Consider the following 16,460-nt stretch of genomic DNA (forward strand, 5'->3'; position numbering starts at 1 on the left):
AGGCTAAAAAATATTCTCCTTCTGACAAGCAGAAAGAGAACATTGATATTAGACTTCTTGTAAACTCTGGCTTATTTTCTTTAGCCCCATATGCAAAAATGGTGTCGTTGCCAATAAGAAGCTGCCTAAAACTATAAACGTCCAGTCAAAACCAAAGTGATCGATCAACCAGCCCGTCACAGGGAAAAAGACAATCATACTCAGGCTGAACATCATAGAGTAGACACTAAGCATGGTCGCCCGCACTTTACTTGGCAGCTGCTTTTGTAAATCATTGTCAAAAATCGGCTGGAAAAGAGCATACAAGGCGTTGCTGATTAGATAAATCAAAATATAGATGACTGGTGTTCCAAAATAGGACAGCAGGTAGCTTGCTCCAGTTAGAAGAACCACTGAAGGAAAGAGTTTTAAGGCAGAATATTTCTTTCCAATCATACTCGCCAGATAGACCGCCAAGATATTCAAAGCACTGCCAATTAGCATGACTACCGAAATCTGCCAATCTTTTAAGTCAGGCAATTGATTTTGATAGTAAAAATAAAACATACACATCAGCGTTCCGATGATTTGGGAAAGAATCATCCAGATAAAAAGGCTGGGATTTCTCTGCAACTCCTCTTTGACAGCCCAGATAATCTTTTTCATAGTCAAACGTTCTGCTTTCACTGCTTTGACACTTGGCTCCTTCAACATCCAGGTCAAAAAAAGAACGATGATAGAGGTGCCAATCATGATATAGTAGGTCAGATGCAATTGTCCATGGACAAAAAATCCAGCCCAGACCGTTCCCAAAGACCGGGTCGCTTCAGCCACCCCCGACATAAAACTGGAGATGGATAAGTAACGTTCCTTAAGTCCAGCCTCTAGAGAAGAATCATAAACCATGGCCGCACTTGTCCCCGAATCAAAATTATAGGACCAAGCGCTAATCACCATGGCCAGTGCATAAACCCAAAAGTTCCCCTGCCCAGCCAACATAAGAACAGAAGACACAATCCCAGCTATCCGGCTCAGATAAAGATTGGTCTTGTAGGAAAAGCGATCCGCCAACATCCCAGAAGGAATTTCACAGATGACACTAGTGGCATGAAAGATACTTTCCAAAAGCCCAATCTGCCAAAGGGACATGCCATTTTGACTTAGAAATAAAATCCAAAAACTAGTAATGCCTAGAAAGGCAAAAAATTCTACACCGGCCATCAGCCCGATATTTTTCCGATAACTTCTTTTAAACATATTTTCTCCTTTAACAAGTGTTTCTTCATTTTTATCCTTTATCACTTGTTAATCCGCTGTTCACATGACCTCTACCTCTTCTTTCTCTAAAATTTTGTATCTGGATTATTTCATTGTTCAATGTTGAAAAAACGCCACATGGGCGTTTTCATTGATTTACGGTTTAATACGGTGCAACATACGTGGGAATGGAATGGCTTCACGGATATGCTTGGTTCCTGCTACAAAGGTTACCATGCGCTCGATACCGATACCGAAGCCACCGTGCGGAACTGTTCCATACTTACGAAGATCCAGGTAGAATTCATATTCTGTCGTATCCATACCAAGATCATTCATCTTAGCAACGAGGGCATCGTAGTCTTCCTCACGCATAGAACCACCGATGATTTCACCGTAGCCTTCTGGAGCAAGCAAGTCTGCACAGAGGACACGGTCTGAATTTCCAGGAACTGGCTTCATGTAGAAAGCCTTGATAGCTGCTGGGTAGTTCACGACAAAGGTTGGTACACCAAAGTGGTTTGAAATCCATGTTTCATGCGGTGAACCAAAGTCATCTCCATGTTCCAGATGCTCATAATCAGCATCCTCATCATTTTCATGCGCTTGCAAGAGGTCAATCGCTTCATCATAGCTAACACGCTTGAAAGGCTCTGCAATATAGCGTTTCAAAAGTTCTACATCGCGTTCCAGTGTTTCCAAAGCTTGAGGAGCGCGGTCAAGAACACCTTGGATCAAGGCTTTAACATAAGCTTCTTGCAAGTCGAGTGACTCATCATGCGTCAAGTATGAATACTCTGCATCCATCATCCAGAACTCCGTCAAATGACGGCGGGTTTTTGATTTTTCGGCACGGAATACAGGACCAAAGTCAAAGACGCGACCAAGAGCCATAGCACCTGCTTCCAGATAAAGCTGACCTGATTGACTCAAGTATGCTGGAGTTCCAAAGTAGTCTGTTTCAAAGAGCTCAGTTGAGTCTTCAGCAGCATTTCCTGACAAGATTGGGCTGTCAAACTTCATAAAGCCATTCTTATCAAAGAATTCATAGGTAGCATAGATGATGGCATTGCGGATTTGCATCATAGCCACTTGCTTACGAGAACGCAGCCACAAGTGACGGTTGTCCATGAGAAAGTCCGTTCCATGTTCTTTTGGCGTAATTGGATAGTCATTTGACTCACCGATGATTTCGATATCTGTAATGTCCAGCTCATAGCCAAATTTTGAACGTTCGTCTTCCTTGACAATCCCTGTCACATAGACAGAAGTTTCTTGGCTAAGCTTTTTAATCGTATCAAACTTCGCCAATCCTTCTTCTTCGCCAAATTTCTCAATGAAGTTAGGCTTGAAAGCCACCCCTTGGAAAAAGGCAGAGCCATCGCGCAACTGCAAGAAAGCAATCTTACCCTTACCTGACTTATTGGCAACCCAAGCACCGATGGTCACTTCTTGACCAACATAATTTTTCACATCAATAATTGTTACGATTTTCTTTGACACGTTTTTTCTCTTTTCTATTTTTTATTCTTTATGACAGACTGCCTCGACATTATTACCATCTGGATCCAAGACAAAGGCTGCATAATAAGGCTGGTGATATTGGGGACGAATGCCTGGGGCGCCATTATCTTTGCCACCCGCTGCAAGGCCAGCTTGATAAAAAGCATCCACATGCTCCCTAGTCTCTGCACGAAAGGCAAAATGAGATGCATCTGATTGCCCATGACTTAACCAAAAATCTCCAGCTGGAGCCGTCCGAGGTTCAGCAAAACTTACTGCCTGAGGAATTTCAAAGGCAATCTTGTAGCCCAATGGCTCTAAAGCTTTCTGATAAAAGAGCTTGCTGGCTTCCAAATCCTTGACTTTAATACCAAAATGATCAATCATATCTGCCTCCTAGATTGGTTGCTAAATGTCACTTTATTTCAAGACAAATCTTTTGGACATCTGTTCTATATTTTACCATAAAGCGATTGCAATAGCTATCCTTGAAAAGGCTAAATCTCAGAAAAATTAAAAAACCAGCCTCCTAAAGGCTGGCGGATAACTCTCTCTGAATAAGAGGACTAATTTTTTGTTCCATATAGCAGTCGATCAACCATGTCATCATCATAGTTCAAGACTTTTTTCAAAGCCATCTTAAAGCGCTGATCGCTGAGAATCTGACCTCCTGGACTCTGATCAATCGTCGCATAATTCCCCTCCCCATCCTGAGTAAAGGCTACAGTGAGCTCTTGGTCAGGGTCTTCACAAACATCTCTCCGAGGATCTTTTGAACTGGTAGACGGTCGAAAGTCCATTCTTTGAAGACGAAACGACAGTTCTTTATGAAAAGCCGCAATGTCCTTCTGACGATTGGCCACTAACTCATGTTTGTCCAGCCAAGTCAAAACATCTTCTTTTGTAATATATATCATTTTCCCCTCCTAAACCAAATCAAAGTTCGCCCTGTAAACGACCGTATCATAGCTTGGGCTAGCTGCTGACAGAGCTGCTTGAATGATATGGAGCACGCGCTGCTGTTGACCTTCAAAAGCTAAAGGCAAGAGCATATTGGAGACATTTTTGACAATCACTCCCTTAGTGAATTCCCCATCTTCATAAGAAAAATCCTGCTGATGAAAAATGGTCTTAGTCTTAAATTCAATCATCTGTCCTTGCAAGATTAGCTTATAAGTCTTCTTCCAGTTGGTTCTGCCACCAAAGCGATAAAGGACCAGATAAATCCCCAAATCATGATCTGCAACCCAATCGCCCGTCTCAAAGACTAGCTCGTCATCAATCCCAGCCTTCTTTAAAAGCTCAATCCCTTCTTCAGAAATCATCTCGTGCACGAACTTCCAACTTCCTTCCTGGGGAAGAGTTGCTGTTCCCTCAGTCTCCTTCTGAGGACTACTACTGACTTCTTTATGATGAACTCTTTTAGGGGTAAATTCTTCCTCCCAAGTCATCTCTTCTTCTATGTCACTGACAGCCCGCCTAGTCGGTAAAAAATCCAGACACTTTTCTAATAATCCCATATCCTATCTCCTCTTTATCTGTACTCCACATGGTTTACTTCCCTTATCTTTGTATCATAATAAGGGTTAATCTGCGACAGGGCATGTTGAATCACTGTTACGATCTTGTCCTCTCGTCCTTTTAAAACCTTGGGAATTACAAGTTGGGAGATTGTTTCTGTTGATAGACCTTTTACACTTTGATCTTCCTCATTGCGAACTGGATATCTATCGGCCCGCTCTTCTTCTAGGCGAAATTCAAGCAAGTGCCTACCTAGAATCATGGCTAAGACTTGATATTTCCCTTCACCAATACGAAATTGCTTGACGCAGAGAAAAATCCCTCTCTTCTCATCCTCTAGTAAAAATGGCAGAGCCAGTTCTTTTTCTTCAATAGAAAAATCCTCGAGAAGCTTCTTCTCTCTTTCCCCTATTTCCTTTCTGATAAAACCCATTTTATCTCCTTTTGTACAAAATAATCTTCATCCCTATTATTACTTAAGTAAAAAGACCATGAGGAACACACTGCAAGTCAATAGAATGCAGGGCTAGACCAAATGGACTTCTTTTATTATACACCGAAACACCCTCGTCTTCAACTAAATACTCCTCAAATTTTTAAGTCGTCTGGTGATTCTTATCATAAAGTTACTTATACTTAGTTAATCTGCCATTGATAGCTGCTTTTTAATCAATAGGCGGATCATTCTTTACCTCTTCCTCCGTCTTCCAGTAGGTCATACTGCTTTTCTCAGTATCTACCTCCATCTTTTTATTAAGTCTAATATGAACCTTATAATGGGCACGTTTAATTAAAAACTTTTGACTGTTCTCTGCAGAACCCCAAGTTCTACAAACCATCAAAAAGCGTGCAGAGCCCAGTCCAGATATCTCCTACTTAGTGTAAGAACCAGGTGCAGTTGGGCGTTCTAAGATTCTCATATTTAAATTCAATTCTGGCTGGTAATTGTTCAAATACCAGTCTATTCGGGCCGAGTCATTCTCATAATATTGGATACGATAGCGATGACCTTTGACTTGCAGACTATAGCCATTGGATTCGGAAATAGTGGTCCAACCCACCTCTGAATTAAAGAAAACATAAGCTCCTAGCAAGACTAGACCGCCTAGCAAGAATAAGAAAATCAAACGACGTTTCATATTGTTCTCCCTCCACTATTGTTTAAATCCTTCATCAGCTGAATTCTAAGCGAAGCCAATTAACATTTATCCTTGCTAAAGCTTGCTGATTTTGACTAGAGTGAAAAACGCTTCCATATCTTTCTATATTATTTTACTATATTATTTAACTCATTACCAGTACAGTAAAAAATAAATTGAAAAGGACGAACTCTGAGTCCGTCCATATTTATCGTTTATACATCTTCGAAAGCAGTGTAAGATTGAGAGCTTTATTTACTCTCCATAAAATGCTGTAGACGTCCAATGGCTTCTTTGAGTGTTTCCATATCTGTCGCATAACTGAGGCGGACATTTTCTGGAGCACCAAATCCTGCTCCGGTCACCAGAGCCACACCGACTTCTTCTAAAATAGCAGTCGTAAAGTCGGTCACATCTGTATAACCTTTCATTTCCATGGCTTTCTTGACATTTGGAAAGAGATAGAAGGCCCCTTGCGGCTTGACCACTTCAAATCCTGGCACTTGAGCCAAGAGAGGATAGATGGTATTCAGACGCTCTTCAAAGGCTTGACGCATAGTCTCGACCGTTTCCTGACTGCCAGTCAGCGCTTCTATAGCTGCGTATTGAGCCGCTGCTGTTGGGTTAGAAGTCGTCTGACCTGCAATCTTACTCATAGCTGCTATAATCTCTGGCTCACCAACTGCATAGCCAATCCGCCAGCCTGTCATGGAGTAGCTCTTAGAGACACCATTGATGACCACTGTCTGCTTGCGAATCTCCTCTGATAGACTGGAAATTGGCGTAAATTTATTTCCGTTATAAACCAGACGTCCATAAATGTCATCTGCCAAAATCAGAATGTCATGCTCTACAGCCCAGTTCCCAATCGCCAGCAGCTCCTCTGCTGTATAAATCATACCCGTCGGATTGGACGGAGAATTCAAAACCAAGACCTTGGTCTTATAAGTACGAGCAGCTTCTAACTGATCCACCGTCACCTTGAAATTATTTTCCTCAGTGGCTTGAACAAAAACAGGTGTCCCCTCGGCCATCTTAATCTGGTCGCCGTAGCTTACCCAGTAAGGCGTCGGAATGATAGCTTCATCACCTGGGTCAAGCACACTCATAAAGAAGGTGTAGAGGGAGAACTTAGCTCCGGTTGCCACCGTCACTTGATTCGGCTGGATTGTGTAGCCGTAATAGTTGGCAAAATACTCTACCACTGCTTCTTTTAGCTCTGGCAGACCGCTAGTCACCGTATAAAAGCTAGCACGCCCATCCTCAATGGCAGCTACAGCCGCATCTCGGATATTCTTAGGCGTCGGAAAATCCGGCTCTCCCAGAGTCAGAGATAGAATATCCCTCCCCTGCGCTTTCAAAGCCTTAGCACGCGCTGCTGTTGCTAAAGTCACGCTTTCTTCCATCTTTAAGACACGATTTGATAATTTCATAGTCCCTCCTTGCTGACCAACTGCCCGCTTTCAAAACCAATCAGGTAATAGCTGCCTCCCGACTTGACTTCCCAGATGGGCTGAGCCTTAAAATAGCCCATGATCACTTTATCAATAGTTCCTGCTCCATTGTCCTTGGCAATGCTCTCCGCCTCTGACTGACTGACACCTTGGTCCAGTCGATAGACCCGAATCTCATTGGAATCTTTAGCAATCAAAACAGCTTTTTCGACACCTTTACTAGTCTTACCAAGCAGACTGTAGTAAGATTCCTGCCCATTGTAGATGGCAAAAGAATCCACTTTTTCAAGATCTGCGTATTCCTTGGCCAAGCGTCTGCTTGCTTCCTTAGCCGACTGTCTCGGCTGCATAGATACTTGCAAAACTGCAAAAAATGAAAATACAAGAACGCTGAGAACGATAAAAATACCGATAAGGTACTGCCAAATTGGAAAACTGGCTTTATTTCTATTTTTATATTTCACTCCGTCATTATACTACAAATACTCCTATTTTTCTATCTTTTTTTGATGAGAATATTCTCAAAATTCTAAAGCAATATCCTTGCATATGATACTATTTATTGGTAAAATATTGTTATGAAGATTACAGACGATTTAAACAAAGAAGCTCTGCTTGATTTGAAAACCATGATTGTCTTTCACAAGGCAGCAAGAACCATCCGTGCCATTGAAGCCCAGATTTTTAAAAAGCATGATTTGACTCCTACTCAGTTTTCCGTCTTAGAAACCTTGTACAGTAAAGGAGAACTGCGTATTCAGGACCTGATTGACCGCATATTGGCTACTTCTGGCAACATGACTGTCGTCATCAAAAATATGGAACGCGACGGCTGGATTGTCCGCACCTGCGACCCCAATGACCGCCGGGCTTTTTTGATTGGCTTGACGGAACAAGGCAGAGCTAAAATTGAAGCCGCCCTGCCTGATCATATCAAAAACATTCAGCAAGCTCTTTCCATTCTCGAAGAAGACGATAAACAAGATTTGATTCGCATTTTAAAAAATTTCAAAAAATTGAGCTAAATAATTGCTAACTAGTGATTAATGTTGTAACATATATTGTAACAAGAGAAATTTCTCTTTATTTTATAAAAAAGGAGACAATGCAATGTCTAAAGTATTATTCATCGTCGGCTCGCTTCGTCAAGGTTCTTTCAACCACCAATTGGCTGAGCAAGCAGAAAAAGCTTTGGCTGGCAAGGCAGAAGTTTCATATCTTGATTACAAAGATGTACCATTCTTCAACCAAGACATCGAAAGCCCTGCTCCAGCTGCTGTTGCTAAGGTTCGTGAAGAAATCTTGTCCGCTGATGCCATCTGGATTTTCTCACCTGTCTACAACTGGGCTATTCCAGGAGTAGTGAAAAACCTCTTGGACTGGGCTTCACGCGCTCTGGAACTGTCAGACCCAACTGGCCCATCTGCTCTGAATGCTAAGGTTGTTACTGTTTCATCTGTAGCTAACGGCACATCACCAGATGAAGTATTCAAGCACTACCGCAGCCTGCTGCCTTTCATCCGTATGAATGTGGTAGAACCATTCACAGGTATTGGTATCAACCCAGAAGCATGGGGAACTGGACAACTGACTGTCGCAGAAGACAAACTTGCTGAACTCTCAGCACAGGCTGATGCTCTTTTAGCAGCCCTTAACTAAAAAGAGAAGATTATAAAAAGAAAAGAAAACTTATAAGACACTAACCCCCCGCAAATAATTGCGAGGGGTTTTTAGAATACTTTACTGACAGGAACAGGTATTATAAATCAGCTAAAGAATATTTAGGATGAGGAAGATGAGATAATTTATCTTCTATCGTTACTTGCATTTCCTCTTCTGATTCATCAATATACCCCTCAAACCAAATTTTTTCAATATCTTCATTGTTAAAGAAGCAAACCTGATTATCTATCATCCCAAAAGGATATACACAGCCAGAATAGTCTAAATAGCCAATTTCACCTTTGTTATCATAAAGAGGACAACGGTTAATAATCATAATTTTTACTTGTCCATTTTTAAGCTGAACGACACTCCCTATCGGTAGTAACTTAGACATTAGAAATCTCCTTTAATAATTCTCTAGAATTCTAAGTATTTTTCTTTTTTAAACTTTTCGGAACTTTTATCTGTTTGAATAAATGGGACCTTATAAGACCAAAATAAGCAATAAAGAAGCCCATGTCACTTAGCAAATAAGACAAATAGCTGCCTTTGCTTAAATACTCAACAGATTGATAGATGGCAAAAACAGCAAAAATCATGCCAATTCCAAACTTCCCATATACATTTCGACTAAAAATATATAAAAACTCATCTTTTATAGGTAGTGTTTCAAAATGAAACTCGTTAAATGACGGCTCTTTATTTGTCCTTGCAAGCAATTCTACTAGATATCCAACAAAAACATAACCCAAAACTAGCAAGATTAACTTCCACAGGAAGGACAAGTGGCTATTCGAAACAGAAGTAAATCCATGTAGCAGCATAATGCTAGCTGCGAGAACATATTTCGTGAGATCCAGATGGAATTGTGGACTATGAACATTTGCATAAATTTTATCCGTTTTTAGGTTCATATAATAGTTTCTCCCCTGAAAAGTCAAGAGATAGGTTAAATATTCTTTTTTCTTCATTTTAATTGCTTTTCCAATCTTTTAAGGATAATCAATTTCTCTAACGGTCTATTTCCTATTAAAATGAGCCCAGATGCCGGGAGAAAACCAATTATACCCATAAAATAAAGGAAGCTTCCTGAAAAATAATAATCAATTATAAATTTAATTGACGTAAAAAATAGTATAGTCCCAAAAAACAATATTCCTTTACATTGTGTTTGTTGGTTATAAAGAAAATTAGGCCAGTCAAAATATAGTTTCTGATTAAAATTTTTCATAGTTCCTTTTCTAATATTTCTTAGAACAAATATTATCAAAACTAAAACGCTGAGAACAGTCGAACACAAAATAAATATTCTGATAGGCACACTGGCAACCTGAGGTGCTGTTGCTTCTGAATAAATGTTTCGTAAAAGAAAGGAAGCAGGCAGAATAGCCCAAGTGAGATTAGGAGCTTTCTCTTCTTTCTTATCTATAGAGTATAGTTGTCCAGTTTTTCTATCATAAAAAATATTTTTATCTCTGAAATTACCCAACCAAAATACATTCTTATTCATTGATTTACTCCAAGTAGAGACGGTTCATAATCATAGCACTTCCATTCAATAATTGTTCATACATTACCTTGATCCATAGATTATAAGCTAAAACTCTTTATTTATTTTTCATCAATTGCTTTACTGCCGTCATTCTTTTCATAAAATTGCTTTTGGCTATTGCCATATAAAATATAAAATAAAAGGCAATAACTTCTATTAAGTTTGTCATAGTAGGAGCGTTCAAATATTCTCTCATTTGAAAAACAGTCAAGAAGGAACTCACTGCAAATGTAATAAGCAGAATGTATAATCGGTTTCTCTCTTCTTCTAAAAAATTCAACCAACCAACATGTTCATATAATTTGGGATTAAACACCTCAACGTTTTGCCCTAAATACTCATCTTTAAATCCAAAGTGACAAACCAAAGATATAAGAATAAGAGTCGTACATAAAACAATTACTTTGAAAATAGGGGATTCAAATTTTATATTGTTTACTTGAATGAGAAAAGCATTTCCTAGAATTCCAAAGGAGATTACTAACCATCTGAGATTAGGAAAAACTCTCTCATTTACTTTATTAGAATATACTTTTTTTCTTTTCACATCATAAAAGATGTTTCGACCTTGAAAGCCGCCTATGATAACCATAGATTTCGTTTTCTTCATTTTTCAATACCATCATATTAATAAAAAACTAGGACTGAGAGAAATCAAATTCTTCCTAAACTTTACCTATCTACCACTTGAGCCTCAAATTTAACTGGTTTATTGTCTACATTGGTGATGGTGATGGAGTAAGGTTTGTTGTTTGTCACATCAAAAATTTTTTCTCCTTGATACTGAATAATTAAATTTGATTTTTCTATATAAATATCAGCTAAATCACTATTTTCTACATAAGATTCAGTCAACTCTCCCGACTCATCTCTGACCCATTTGAACACATTTTGATTACTTAAATCATAATGTAAATCACTACCACTTACAGACCAATACTCTCTGCCATTTAACTCTAGTTTATTTTTATCATTTTTCTTTAGAATTAACTCTGAATAATATTCCACATCCTGTATCCGAGGATTGACCGTTAGGCTGATCGACTGTCCAGGTTGTAGGGTATATTTACCAAGATTTTGTGCCCATAGATAAAATAGAAAAGCAGATGCCAGAACTGCAATAAGCAATAAATTACAGCCTAAATTCCAATTCCATTGTTTTTTCAAGGTCATTTGTGAATCTCCTTATAGTCGTCATACCATCTTGGATCTCTATCCATTCTGTAAGATTTCGTTCTCTTTCAATTTTCTCCGCTGACCCGACAACCTGATACATAGCAACAGTACTATCATACGAAGAATCAAATAGACCAAACGAAGGATTTTCATCTTTCCAAGAGCTGACAAGAAGTTTTTCCTTGCATATCCTATCTCATGAGTTAATTCCTCAATAGTCTTACCCGTCTTTTGCTCCACAATAGCAGCATTCTTTGGTATGAGATAGTATCTAGTGTCTAATGTCGAAAAATTTGATTTGGACAACGATTCGTCTAAAGGAAATGAAATCGCGTAATTTTCCTTATTAGGAATCTGATTGTATTGAGCGGAGACCTGATCATCATATTTACTAGGGTAACAGGTCATTTTTATATTTTCATAGTCTAGATGCATAATGCCATCCAAAATGTTACTAGTCCATTCTTCCGCATAATGGTATAGATTCGCCTTCTTATCTACCATTGGCCAAACCATAACATACCGACTATGCATGAATTCCTTGGTCAAGGCCGAGTTGCTAGCCAGACTGGTCGCACCAATCTCGTATACTGACCAAACAAGCACAATGAGCATTAAGAAAGATTGGGCAGGTTTTGTTTTGAAATAATTCTGAAGTAAGCTAACCTTAGTATTAGTTTCCCTATTCTGTTTTCCAAACATCTCTAAATTTTACTTCTCCCCAAAATTGTTTTTTGTTCATAAGCACGCTTAAAAGCGTCACATTGATAACGATCATAAGCAAAATAGGAAGGAATAAGGATCAGAAGTAGGGACAAAACAATAGTCAGGTATTTATAGCGTTTGAATTTAACGAACATTGTATCAGCCCCTCTTTCTAAATAGTCAAAAAGTATTCCTGATTTTTCCTCTTCAACAGTTTTACCATGATCTACAAGAAAGGCTTCACTATTCCCTGTTCACAATATCTCACACTTTATTTAGAAGCTAGTTGCTGTTTCATTTTTTCAAAGAACTGATTCAATTCTGTTTGAACCTGATGTAGTAGCTCTTTTTCTTGAGTCTCATCTATTTCAATTTTTTCCCCAGTACCACCTTCCTCTATAGAATCATAACTCGAATCAATTAAATTCAATTTTTTATCTAAGAAAAACGCTACATCTGTTTCTTTACCATTAATCATAGTAGAAAAAAGAACTAGAAGCTCACTGTCTTCCAAACTAGTCGGTGGGCGTACATCCAAGTTTAATTCCCCAGGTATTTTAAGTTTATTTATCCCCCATCGGCGAACCACCGGGTCATCCGGAATTCCATAGCCAGCATCTCGGATAATATCCTCGTTGTTACCTGCGAGGATACTTGCCAGTAATTCAATTTTATTGGCAGAAGAAAAATCTGGTTCAGGTTTATCACCAGGCCCAAAGAGCAACCAAATAACAAAAGCAGTTATTATCAAAAATAGGATGCTTATTATTTTTTTACGTACCGACATTTTTATCTTCTCCTCGCTTCAAATAATTATAAAAATCTTCTTTTGATTTTTTATGCTCATCCGTATTCGATCTGTTACTTGATTGCTAATTTATAAGTTGTTGCCAATGTTTTTCCTTACTTGTCCACCACTTGAGCCTCAAATTTAGCTGGTTTATTGTCTACATTGGTGATGGTGATAGTATAGGGTTTGTTATTCGTGACGTCAAAAGCTTTTTCACCTTGATACTGAATAATTAAATTTGATTTTTCTATATAAATATCAGCTAAATCACTATTTTCTACATAAGATTCAGTCAACTCTCCCGACTCATCTCTGACCCATTTGAACACATTTTGATTACTTAAATCATAATGTAACTCACTACCACTTACAGACCAATACTCTCTGCCATTTAACTCTAGTTTATTTTTATCATTTTTCTTTAGAATTAACTCTGAATAATATTCCACATCCTGTATCCGAGGATTGACCGTTAGGCTGATCGACTGTCCAGGTTGTAGGGTATATTTACCAAGATTTTGTGCCCATAAATAAAAGAGAAAAGCAGATGCCAGAACTCCAACAAGCAATAAACTACAACCTAAATTCCAATTCCATTGTTTTTTCAAGGTCATTTGTGAATCTCCTTATAATCGTCCATACCATCTTGGATGTCTTGTGCATCTCCAGGATTATCACCATATTGTCCATTAGCTATACTCATAATATACTTAACTTGTGCTTCAGTACCAAATTTTTCTACTGTACTGAACTTATCCGAGACAAATTGGGCAGCTCCAGCACCATATTTTAAATAGTCATCACTTGATTCTAGATATCCTTTTCCAACATAGCCAAAGAGGTAATTTCCCATGTAGTCTGATTTCATCCCTTCTTCCCATTGGCGACCCCAAACTGAAAATGGGTAATCTTCTCTATAGACACGATTTTTAAGGTCAAGAGGTTGTTTGGTATTGACTAAATCAATGAAGGTAGCATTATCTCCTAATTTTGTTCCAATCAGAACAGAAGTATCTGTCACTCCATTGTCTCCAGGACTCTTCCAGGTCTCTCTCCCCTTTTGTATTAGTTCTGCTCTCTTCCCATCTTCCATTTTTTTTACATCTAGAACATCATCCCCAAGTTGCTGGGCTATTTCTTTTACATTAACTCTAGAGTTTGATAAAGAATCATTGAATTCCTTTTCAATTTTTTCTTTCTTCTTAATCATATTTGGATCCTTACTCGTCCAATCATCATCCATCGCCTTTCGTTTCTTCCAATACTTATCAAAAGCAGCTCTATTATTGTAAAACAGATAATCTTCATAAGCTTTGACGATTAGGTTTGCTTTTTCGGTCGAAGTTTTATCACTCTTTTTGATTTTCTCAACCTTTTCCTGTAGTTTCTCTGGATTAGCTCTATTAGTAGCTTCTGTCATCAGCTTGTTGGTGACAATTTCTGGTAACTGAGCTTTCGGATAACGTCGAGCATAAGATTCTAGGGTTTCAAATTCCTTATCACTCAGCTCTTTGCCCTTTTCCAACTTGTCTAAAATACTTTGATACTCTTTATGCAAGTCTTTGGTTTTCTTAGAAGAATCATATTTTATGCTCTCAATCTTCTGCTCTTTCATCTTCTTGACCCAGCTCATATCCACTCCATCAACATAGTGATTACCGTTGCTGTCTACTAGGACTTGGCTTAGCTGGCTAGCTCCTTGGATAGCTAGACGGAGGACTTCCAGACTATCACTGAAATATTGAGAAACTTGAGCGACAAAGAACTCCAGCTTTTCAATCTTCTCTTCCAATTCTTTGATTTGTGATTCAATTTGCGATTCTGCACTAGAAAGAATCACCAGAGACTGCATGTGAGAAACGATATTAAATGTAGCAATAGACTTCATGCGCTCTAAGAAAGATTCTTTAGCTTCAATAGCCTTTTTGACAGAGGCTAGCTGCTGCTCTCTCAATTCTTTCGTCTTCTTCAGCTGTTCCAGATCAAGGTTTCCATACCCTGATACCTGAGCATCGGCAACTCTGTATGAATTTAACTCCGTTTGAATGTCGTCCACTGCAGTCTGTAGCTTCTTAATGGCAGGAATGATAATCTCTGAAAAGAGGCCTTTCCCTGCTGTATAAGCTGCTCCCATGAGTTCTCCTGAGTCTAGGGTAGCTATTAGGTGGTCACATCCCTGAGACAATCGGTCTGTCACCTCATTAGCCACTTGAATATTACTAGACATAGCCTCCATCAGCTGTGAAGACTCTGACGCACTGTACTTTACTCCCATGGTAAAGAGTTCCTTTCTTTCGTCAATTTTTCTCGATTTTCATCTAATTTTTGCCGAACTTTCCTTGTTTGTTTGGAAACATTGTCCAACTCTTGCTCTACGTAGCTGTCAATTGCTTGCTGCAAGGCTTGGTTTTCTTCCCATATTTTACGATTAGTAGAACTAGTCTCTGATACGGGATCTATCAAGTTTTCTATTTGGGCATTCATCGTCCAAATATCTGTACGAAAATCCATTACCTTCTCTTCATAACGCCTTTTGAGAACTAAAAGATCTTCTTCTTGATTCTCAAGCTGAATAATCTGCTTATGTAATTGCTCACGTTTTTCTTGATTTTTATCTTTTATCATCATTTGCTCCAACGTTGCGCTTGCTCTACATCACGCTTTTCAATTTTATAAGCTATATCAGGAAATTTATTAGCCTGAGTCAGGACTGCTGCGCTAAAGTCACTGACAGCCTGCAGCATTTGATTGCATACCTGACGGCCTGCTTCCATCCCAGCAATCTCTGTAGTATAGCTGAACTCTACCTGCTGATTTTGCTTGTCACTTGTATCTACCCCAACCAATTCACTAATAGCATTCTGAGCGGAAATACTATCCGACTTGATTTTTCCCATAGTTCTAAAACTCCTTAGAAAATTCATTTTTTTATAACAATTTTATCACAAAAATATTACGTAGATATTATAAAAATTGATTTCCCTTTTCACACTTCCTTGACATAAACCAACTCTTGTTCACTAGACAGGTCAGGTCGGTAAGTAAAGCCTGCAAAGCTTAATTTTTTCATCTGTTTGACTTCTGTCACTTGGTTAGTTATAAGAGCTGTTAAAAACTCACCACGCGCTTTTTTAGAAATGGTCGAATGGACTTTTAGCTTGCCGCCTCGATTTTCTAGAAACTTGAAGCCTATCAAGCGCTGGCGAATTTCCTTGGAAAAGACTGTTTCAAACTCGCTGGACAGGAGGGAGAAAATCACCTCATCTTCTGCCAGAGCCTGGTCATAAGCTTCTTTCCAAAATGCCTTGAGACTCTTCCCATCTAGTTTAAGTGGCATCATAAAGTCCAAGCGATGGGGCGCTATGGGCTCCAGGGCTGGGATGACACCGTAAAGCGCTGATGTGATGGCAAGATGCTTCTCGATATACTGACTTTCCTCCCTGGTATAGTCCTGTCTCTTGATATGACGGTACATGAGTCCATCAAAAAGATAAAGGGCTGGAGCATGCTGCGCAGTTCCTTCTCGCAAAGCCTGAATGGCTTGCCACTCTACCTCCGCTCTTTCTGGGGAGATTTTATAAAATGATGCCAAGTCAGCTACTGACATGGTTGCCAACTCATCCAACACAGATTGAGTTTGTGCTGAAGGTGGATTAGGAATTGCAGATGGTGCGGTTAGATTCAACTCTTTCGCAGTTGGGATAAGAATTTTCATAGTT

General features: G+C 39.0%; 22 protein-coding genes and 1 pseudogene. 2 read left to right on the forward strand and 21 right to left on the reverse strand.

The window, feature by feature from the left end; all coding sequences use genetic code 11:
- Positions 1 to 48 precede the first annotated feature (48 nt).
- From K4I03_RS02245 to K4I03_RS02285, 9 genes and pseudogenes are all read right to left on the reverse strand, one after another.
- Positions 49 to 1,236 (reverse strand): MFS transporter, encoded by a 1,188-nt coding sequence (locus K4I03_RS02245; protein ID WP_227963570.1) that lies wholly within the window; start codon positions 1,234 to 1,236, stop codon positions 49 to 51.
- 156 nt (positions 1,237 to 1,392) lie between these two features.
- Positions 1,393 to 2,739 (reverse strand): asparagine--tRNA ligase, encoded by a 1,347-nt coding sequence (gene asnS / locus K4I03_RS02250; protein WP_227963571.1) that lies wholly within the window; start codon positions 2,737 to 2,739, stop codon positions 1,393 to 1,395.
- A 21-nt stretch (positions 2,740 to 2,760) separates the two neighbouring features.
- Positions 2,761 to 3,126: a VOC family protein gene (locus K4I03_RS02255; RefSeq protein WP_227963572.1), complete on the reverse strand. Its 366-nt coding sequence runs from the start codon at positions 3,124 to 3,126 to the stop codon at positions 2,761 to 2,763.
- A 179-nt stretch (positions 3,127 to 3,305) separates the two neighbouring features.
- The gene (locus K4I03_RS02260; protein WP_002900144.1) at positions 3,306 to 3,656 is read right to left on the reverse strand and encodes a hypothetical protein; all 351 of its coding nucleotides are present in this window, start codon (positions 3,654 to 3,656) and stop codon (positions 3,306 to 3,308) included.
- Positions 3,657 to 3,665: 9 nt separating this feature from the next.
- On the reverse strand, positions 3,666 to 4,259 hold the full coding sequence (locus tag K4I03_RS02265; protein WP_002900143.1) for a hypothetical protein: 594 nt from the start codon (positions 4,257 to 4,259) through the stop codon (positions 3,666 to 3,668).
- Between the two features lie 14 nt (positions 4,260 to 4,273).
- Positions 4,274 to 4,693, reverse strand: coding sequence for a hypothetical protein (locus tag K4I03_RS02270; protein WP_227963573.1), 420 nt, complete (start codon positions 4,691 to 4,693; stop codon positions 4,274 to 4,276).
- A gap of 232 nt (positions 4,694 to 4,925) precedes the next feature.
- A pseudogene (locus K4I03_RS02275) lies at positions 4,926 to 5,399 on the reverse strand (hypothetical protein).
- A 251-nt stretch (positions 5,400 to 5,650) separates the two neighbouring features.
- Complete coding sequence (locus K4I03_RS02280; RefSeq protein ID WP_227963574.1) at positions 5,651 to 6,832, reverse strand: pyridoxal phosphate-dependent aminotransferase; 1,182 nt, start codon at positions 6,830 to 6,832, stop codon at positions 5,651 to 5,653.
- Positions 6,829 to 7,317 (reverse strand): cell wall elongation regulator TseB-like domain-containing protein, encoded by a 489-nt coding sequence (locus K4I03_RS02285; RefSeq protein ID WP_227963575.1) that lies wholly within the window; start codon positions 7,315 to 7,317, stop codon positions 6,829 to 6,831. The genes K4I03_RS02280 and K4I03_RS02285 overlap by 4 nt, the downstream gene beginning before the upstream one ends.
- A gap of 114 nt (positions 7,318 to 7,431) precedes the next feature.
- Between K4I03_RS02285 and K4I03_RS02290 the strand changes: the two genes are divergently transcribed.
- Both K4I03_RS02290 and K4I03_RS02295 read left to right on the forward strand, forming a co-directional pair.
- A complete protein-coding gene (locus tag K4I03_RS02290) occupies positions 7,432 to 7,878 on the forward strand; it encodes a MarR family winged helix-turn-helix transcriptional regulator (protein WP_227963576.1) in 447 nt (148 codons plus the stop codon).
- Positions 7,879 to 7,963: 85 nt separating this feature from the next.
- Positions 7,964 to 8,512, forward strand: a complete 549-nt coding sequence (locus K4I03_RS02295; RefSeq protein ID WP_227963577.1) for an NADPH-dependent FMN reductase — start codon at positions 7,964 to 7,966, stop codon at positions 8,510 to 8,512.
- A gap of 100 nt (positions 8,513 to 8,612) precedes the next feature.
- Here the strand turns inward: K4I03_RS02295 and K4I03_RS02300 are convergent, their stop codons facing one another.
- The 12 genes from K4I03_RS02300 to yaaA all read right to left on the reverse strand — a co-directional run bounded on the left by K4I03_RS02300 (position 8,613) and on the right by yaaA (position 16,456).
- Positions 8,613 to 8,912, reverse strand: coding sequence for a DUF4176 domain-containing protein (locus K4I03_RS02300; protein WP_227963578.1), 300 nt, complete (start codon positions 8,910 to 8,912; stop codon positions 8,613 to 8,615).
- Between the two features lie 31 nt (positions 8,913 to 8,943).
- Positions 8,944 to 9,489: a hypothetical protein gene (locus tag K4I03_RS02305; RefSeq protein ID WP_227963579.1), complete on the reverse strand. Its 546-nt coding sequence runs from the start codon at positions 9,487 to 9,489 to the stop codon at positions 8,944 to 8,946.
- The gene (locus K4I03_RS02310) at positions 9,486 to 10,028 is read right to left on the reverse strand and encodes a hypothetical protein (RefSeq protein WP_227963580.1); all 543 of its coding nucleotides are present in this window, start codon (positions 10,026 to 10,028) and stop codon (positions 9,486 to 9,488) included. The genes K4I03_RS02305 and K4I03_RS02310 overlap by 4 nt, the downstream gene beginning before the upstream one ends.
- 97 nt (positions 10,029 to 10,125) lie before the next feature.
- Complete coding sequence (locus tag K4I03_RS02315; RefSeq protein ID WP_227963581.1) at positions 10,126 to 10,680, reverse strand: ABC transporter permease; 555 nt, start codon at positions 10,678 to 10,680, stop codon at positions 10,126 to 10,128.
- 62 nt (positions 10,681 to 10,742) lie between these two features.
- A complete protein-coding gene (locus tag K4I03_RS02320; RefSeq protein WP_227963582.1) occupies positions 10,743 to 11,243 on the reverse strand; it encodes a hypothetical protein in 501 nt (166 codons plus the stop codon).
- 39 nt (positions 11,244 to 11,282) lie between these two features.
- Positions 11,283 to 11,948, reverse strand: coding sequence for a hypothetical protein (locus tag K4I03_RS02325; RefSeq protein ID WP_227963583.1), 666 nt, complete (start codon positions 11,946 to 11,948; stop codon positions 11,283 to 11,285).
- Between the two features lie 274 nt (positions 11,949 to 12,222).
- On the reverse strand, positions 12,223 to 12,738 hold the full coding sequence (locus K4I03_RS02330; protein ID WP_227963584.1) for a hypothetical protein: 516 nt from the start codon (positions 12,736 to 12,738) through the stop codon (positions 12,223 to 12,225).
- A 116-nt stretch (positions 12,739 to 12,854) separates the two neighbouring features.
- Positions 12,855 to 13,355 (reverse strand): hypothetical protein, encoded by a 501-nt coding sequence (locus K4I03_RS02335; RefSeq protein WP_101771448.1) that lies wholly within the window; start codon positions 13,353 to 13,355, stop codon positions 12,855 to 12,857.
- On the reverse strand, positions 13,352 to 15,016 hold the full coding sequence (locus K4I03_RS02340) for a polymorphic toxin type 44 domain-containing protein (protein WP_227963585.1): 1,665 nt from the start codon (positions 15,014 to 15,016) through the stop codon (positions 13,352 to 13,354). The genes K4I03_RS02335 and K4I03_RS02340 overlap by 4 nt, the downstream gene beginning before the upstream one ends.
- Positions 15,007 to 15,366 (reverse strand): hypothetical protein, encoded by a 360-nt coding sequence (locus K4I03_RS02345; protein ID WP_168955626.1) that lies wholly within the window; start codon positions 15,364 to 15,366, stop codon positions 15,007 to 15,009. The genes K4I03_RS02340 and K4I03_RS02345 overlap by 10 nt, the downstream gene beginning before the upstream one ends.
- Complete coding sequence (locus K4I03_RS02350; RefSeq protein ID WP_227963586.1) at positions 15,366 to 15,665, reverse strand: TIGR04197 family type VII secretion effector; 300 nt, start codon at positions 15,663 to 15,665, stop codon at positions 15,366 to 15,368. Before K4I03_RS02350 ends, K4I03_RS02345 begins: the two co-directional genes overlap by 1 nt.
- A 62-nt stretch (positions 15,666 to 15,727) precedes the next feature.
- Complete coding sequence (yaaA, locus tag K4I03_RS02355) at positions 15,728 to 16,456, reverse strand: peroxide stress protein YaaA (RefSeq protein ID WP_227963587.1); 729 nt, start codon at positions 16,454 to 16,456, stop codon at positions 15,728 to 15,730.
- Positions 16,457 to 16,460: the final 4 nt, after the last annotated feature.

Origin of the sequence: Streptococcus sanguinis (genome assembly GCF_020729725.1) — a bacterium.
GTDB lineage: Bacteria > Bacillota > Bacilli > Lactobacillales > Streptococcaceae > Streptococcus > Streptococcus sanguinis_V.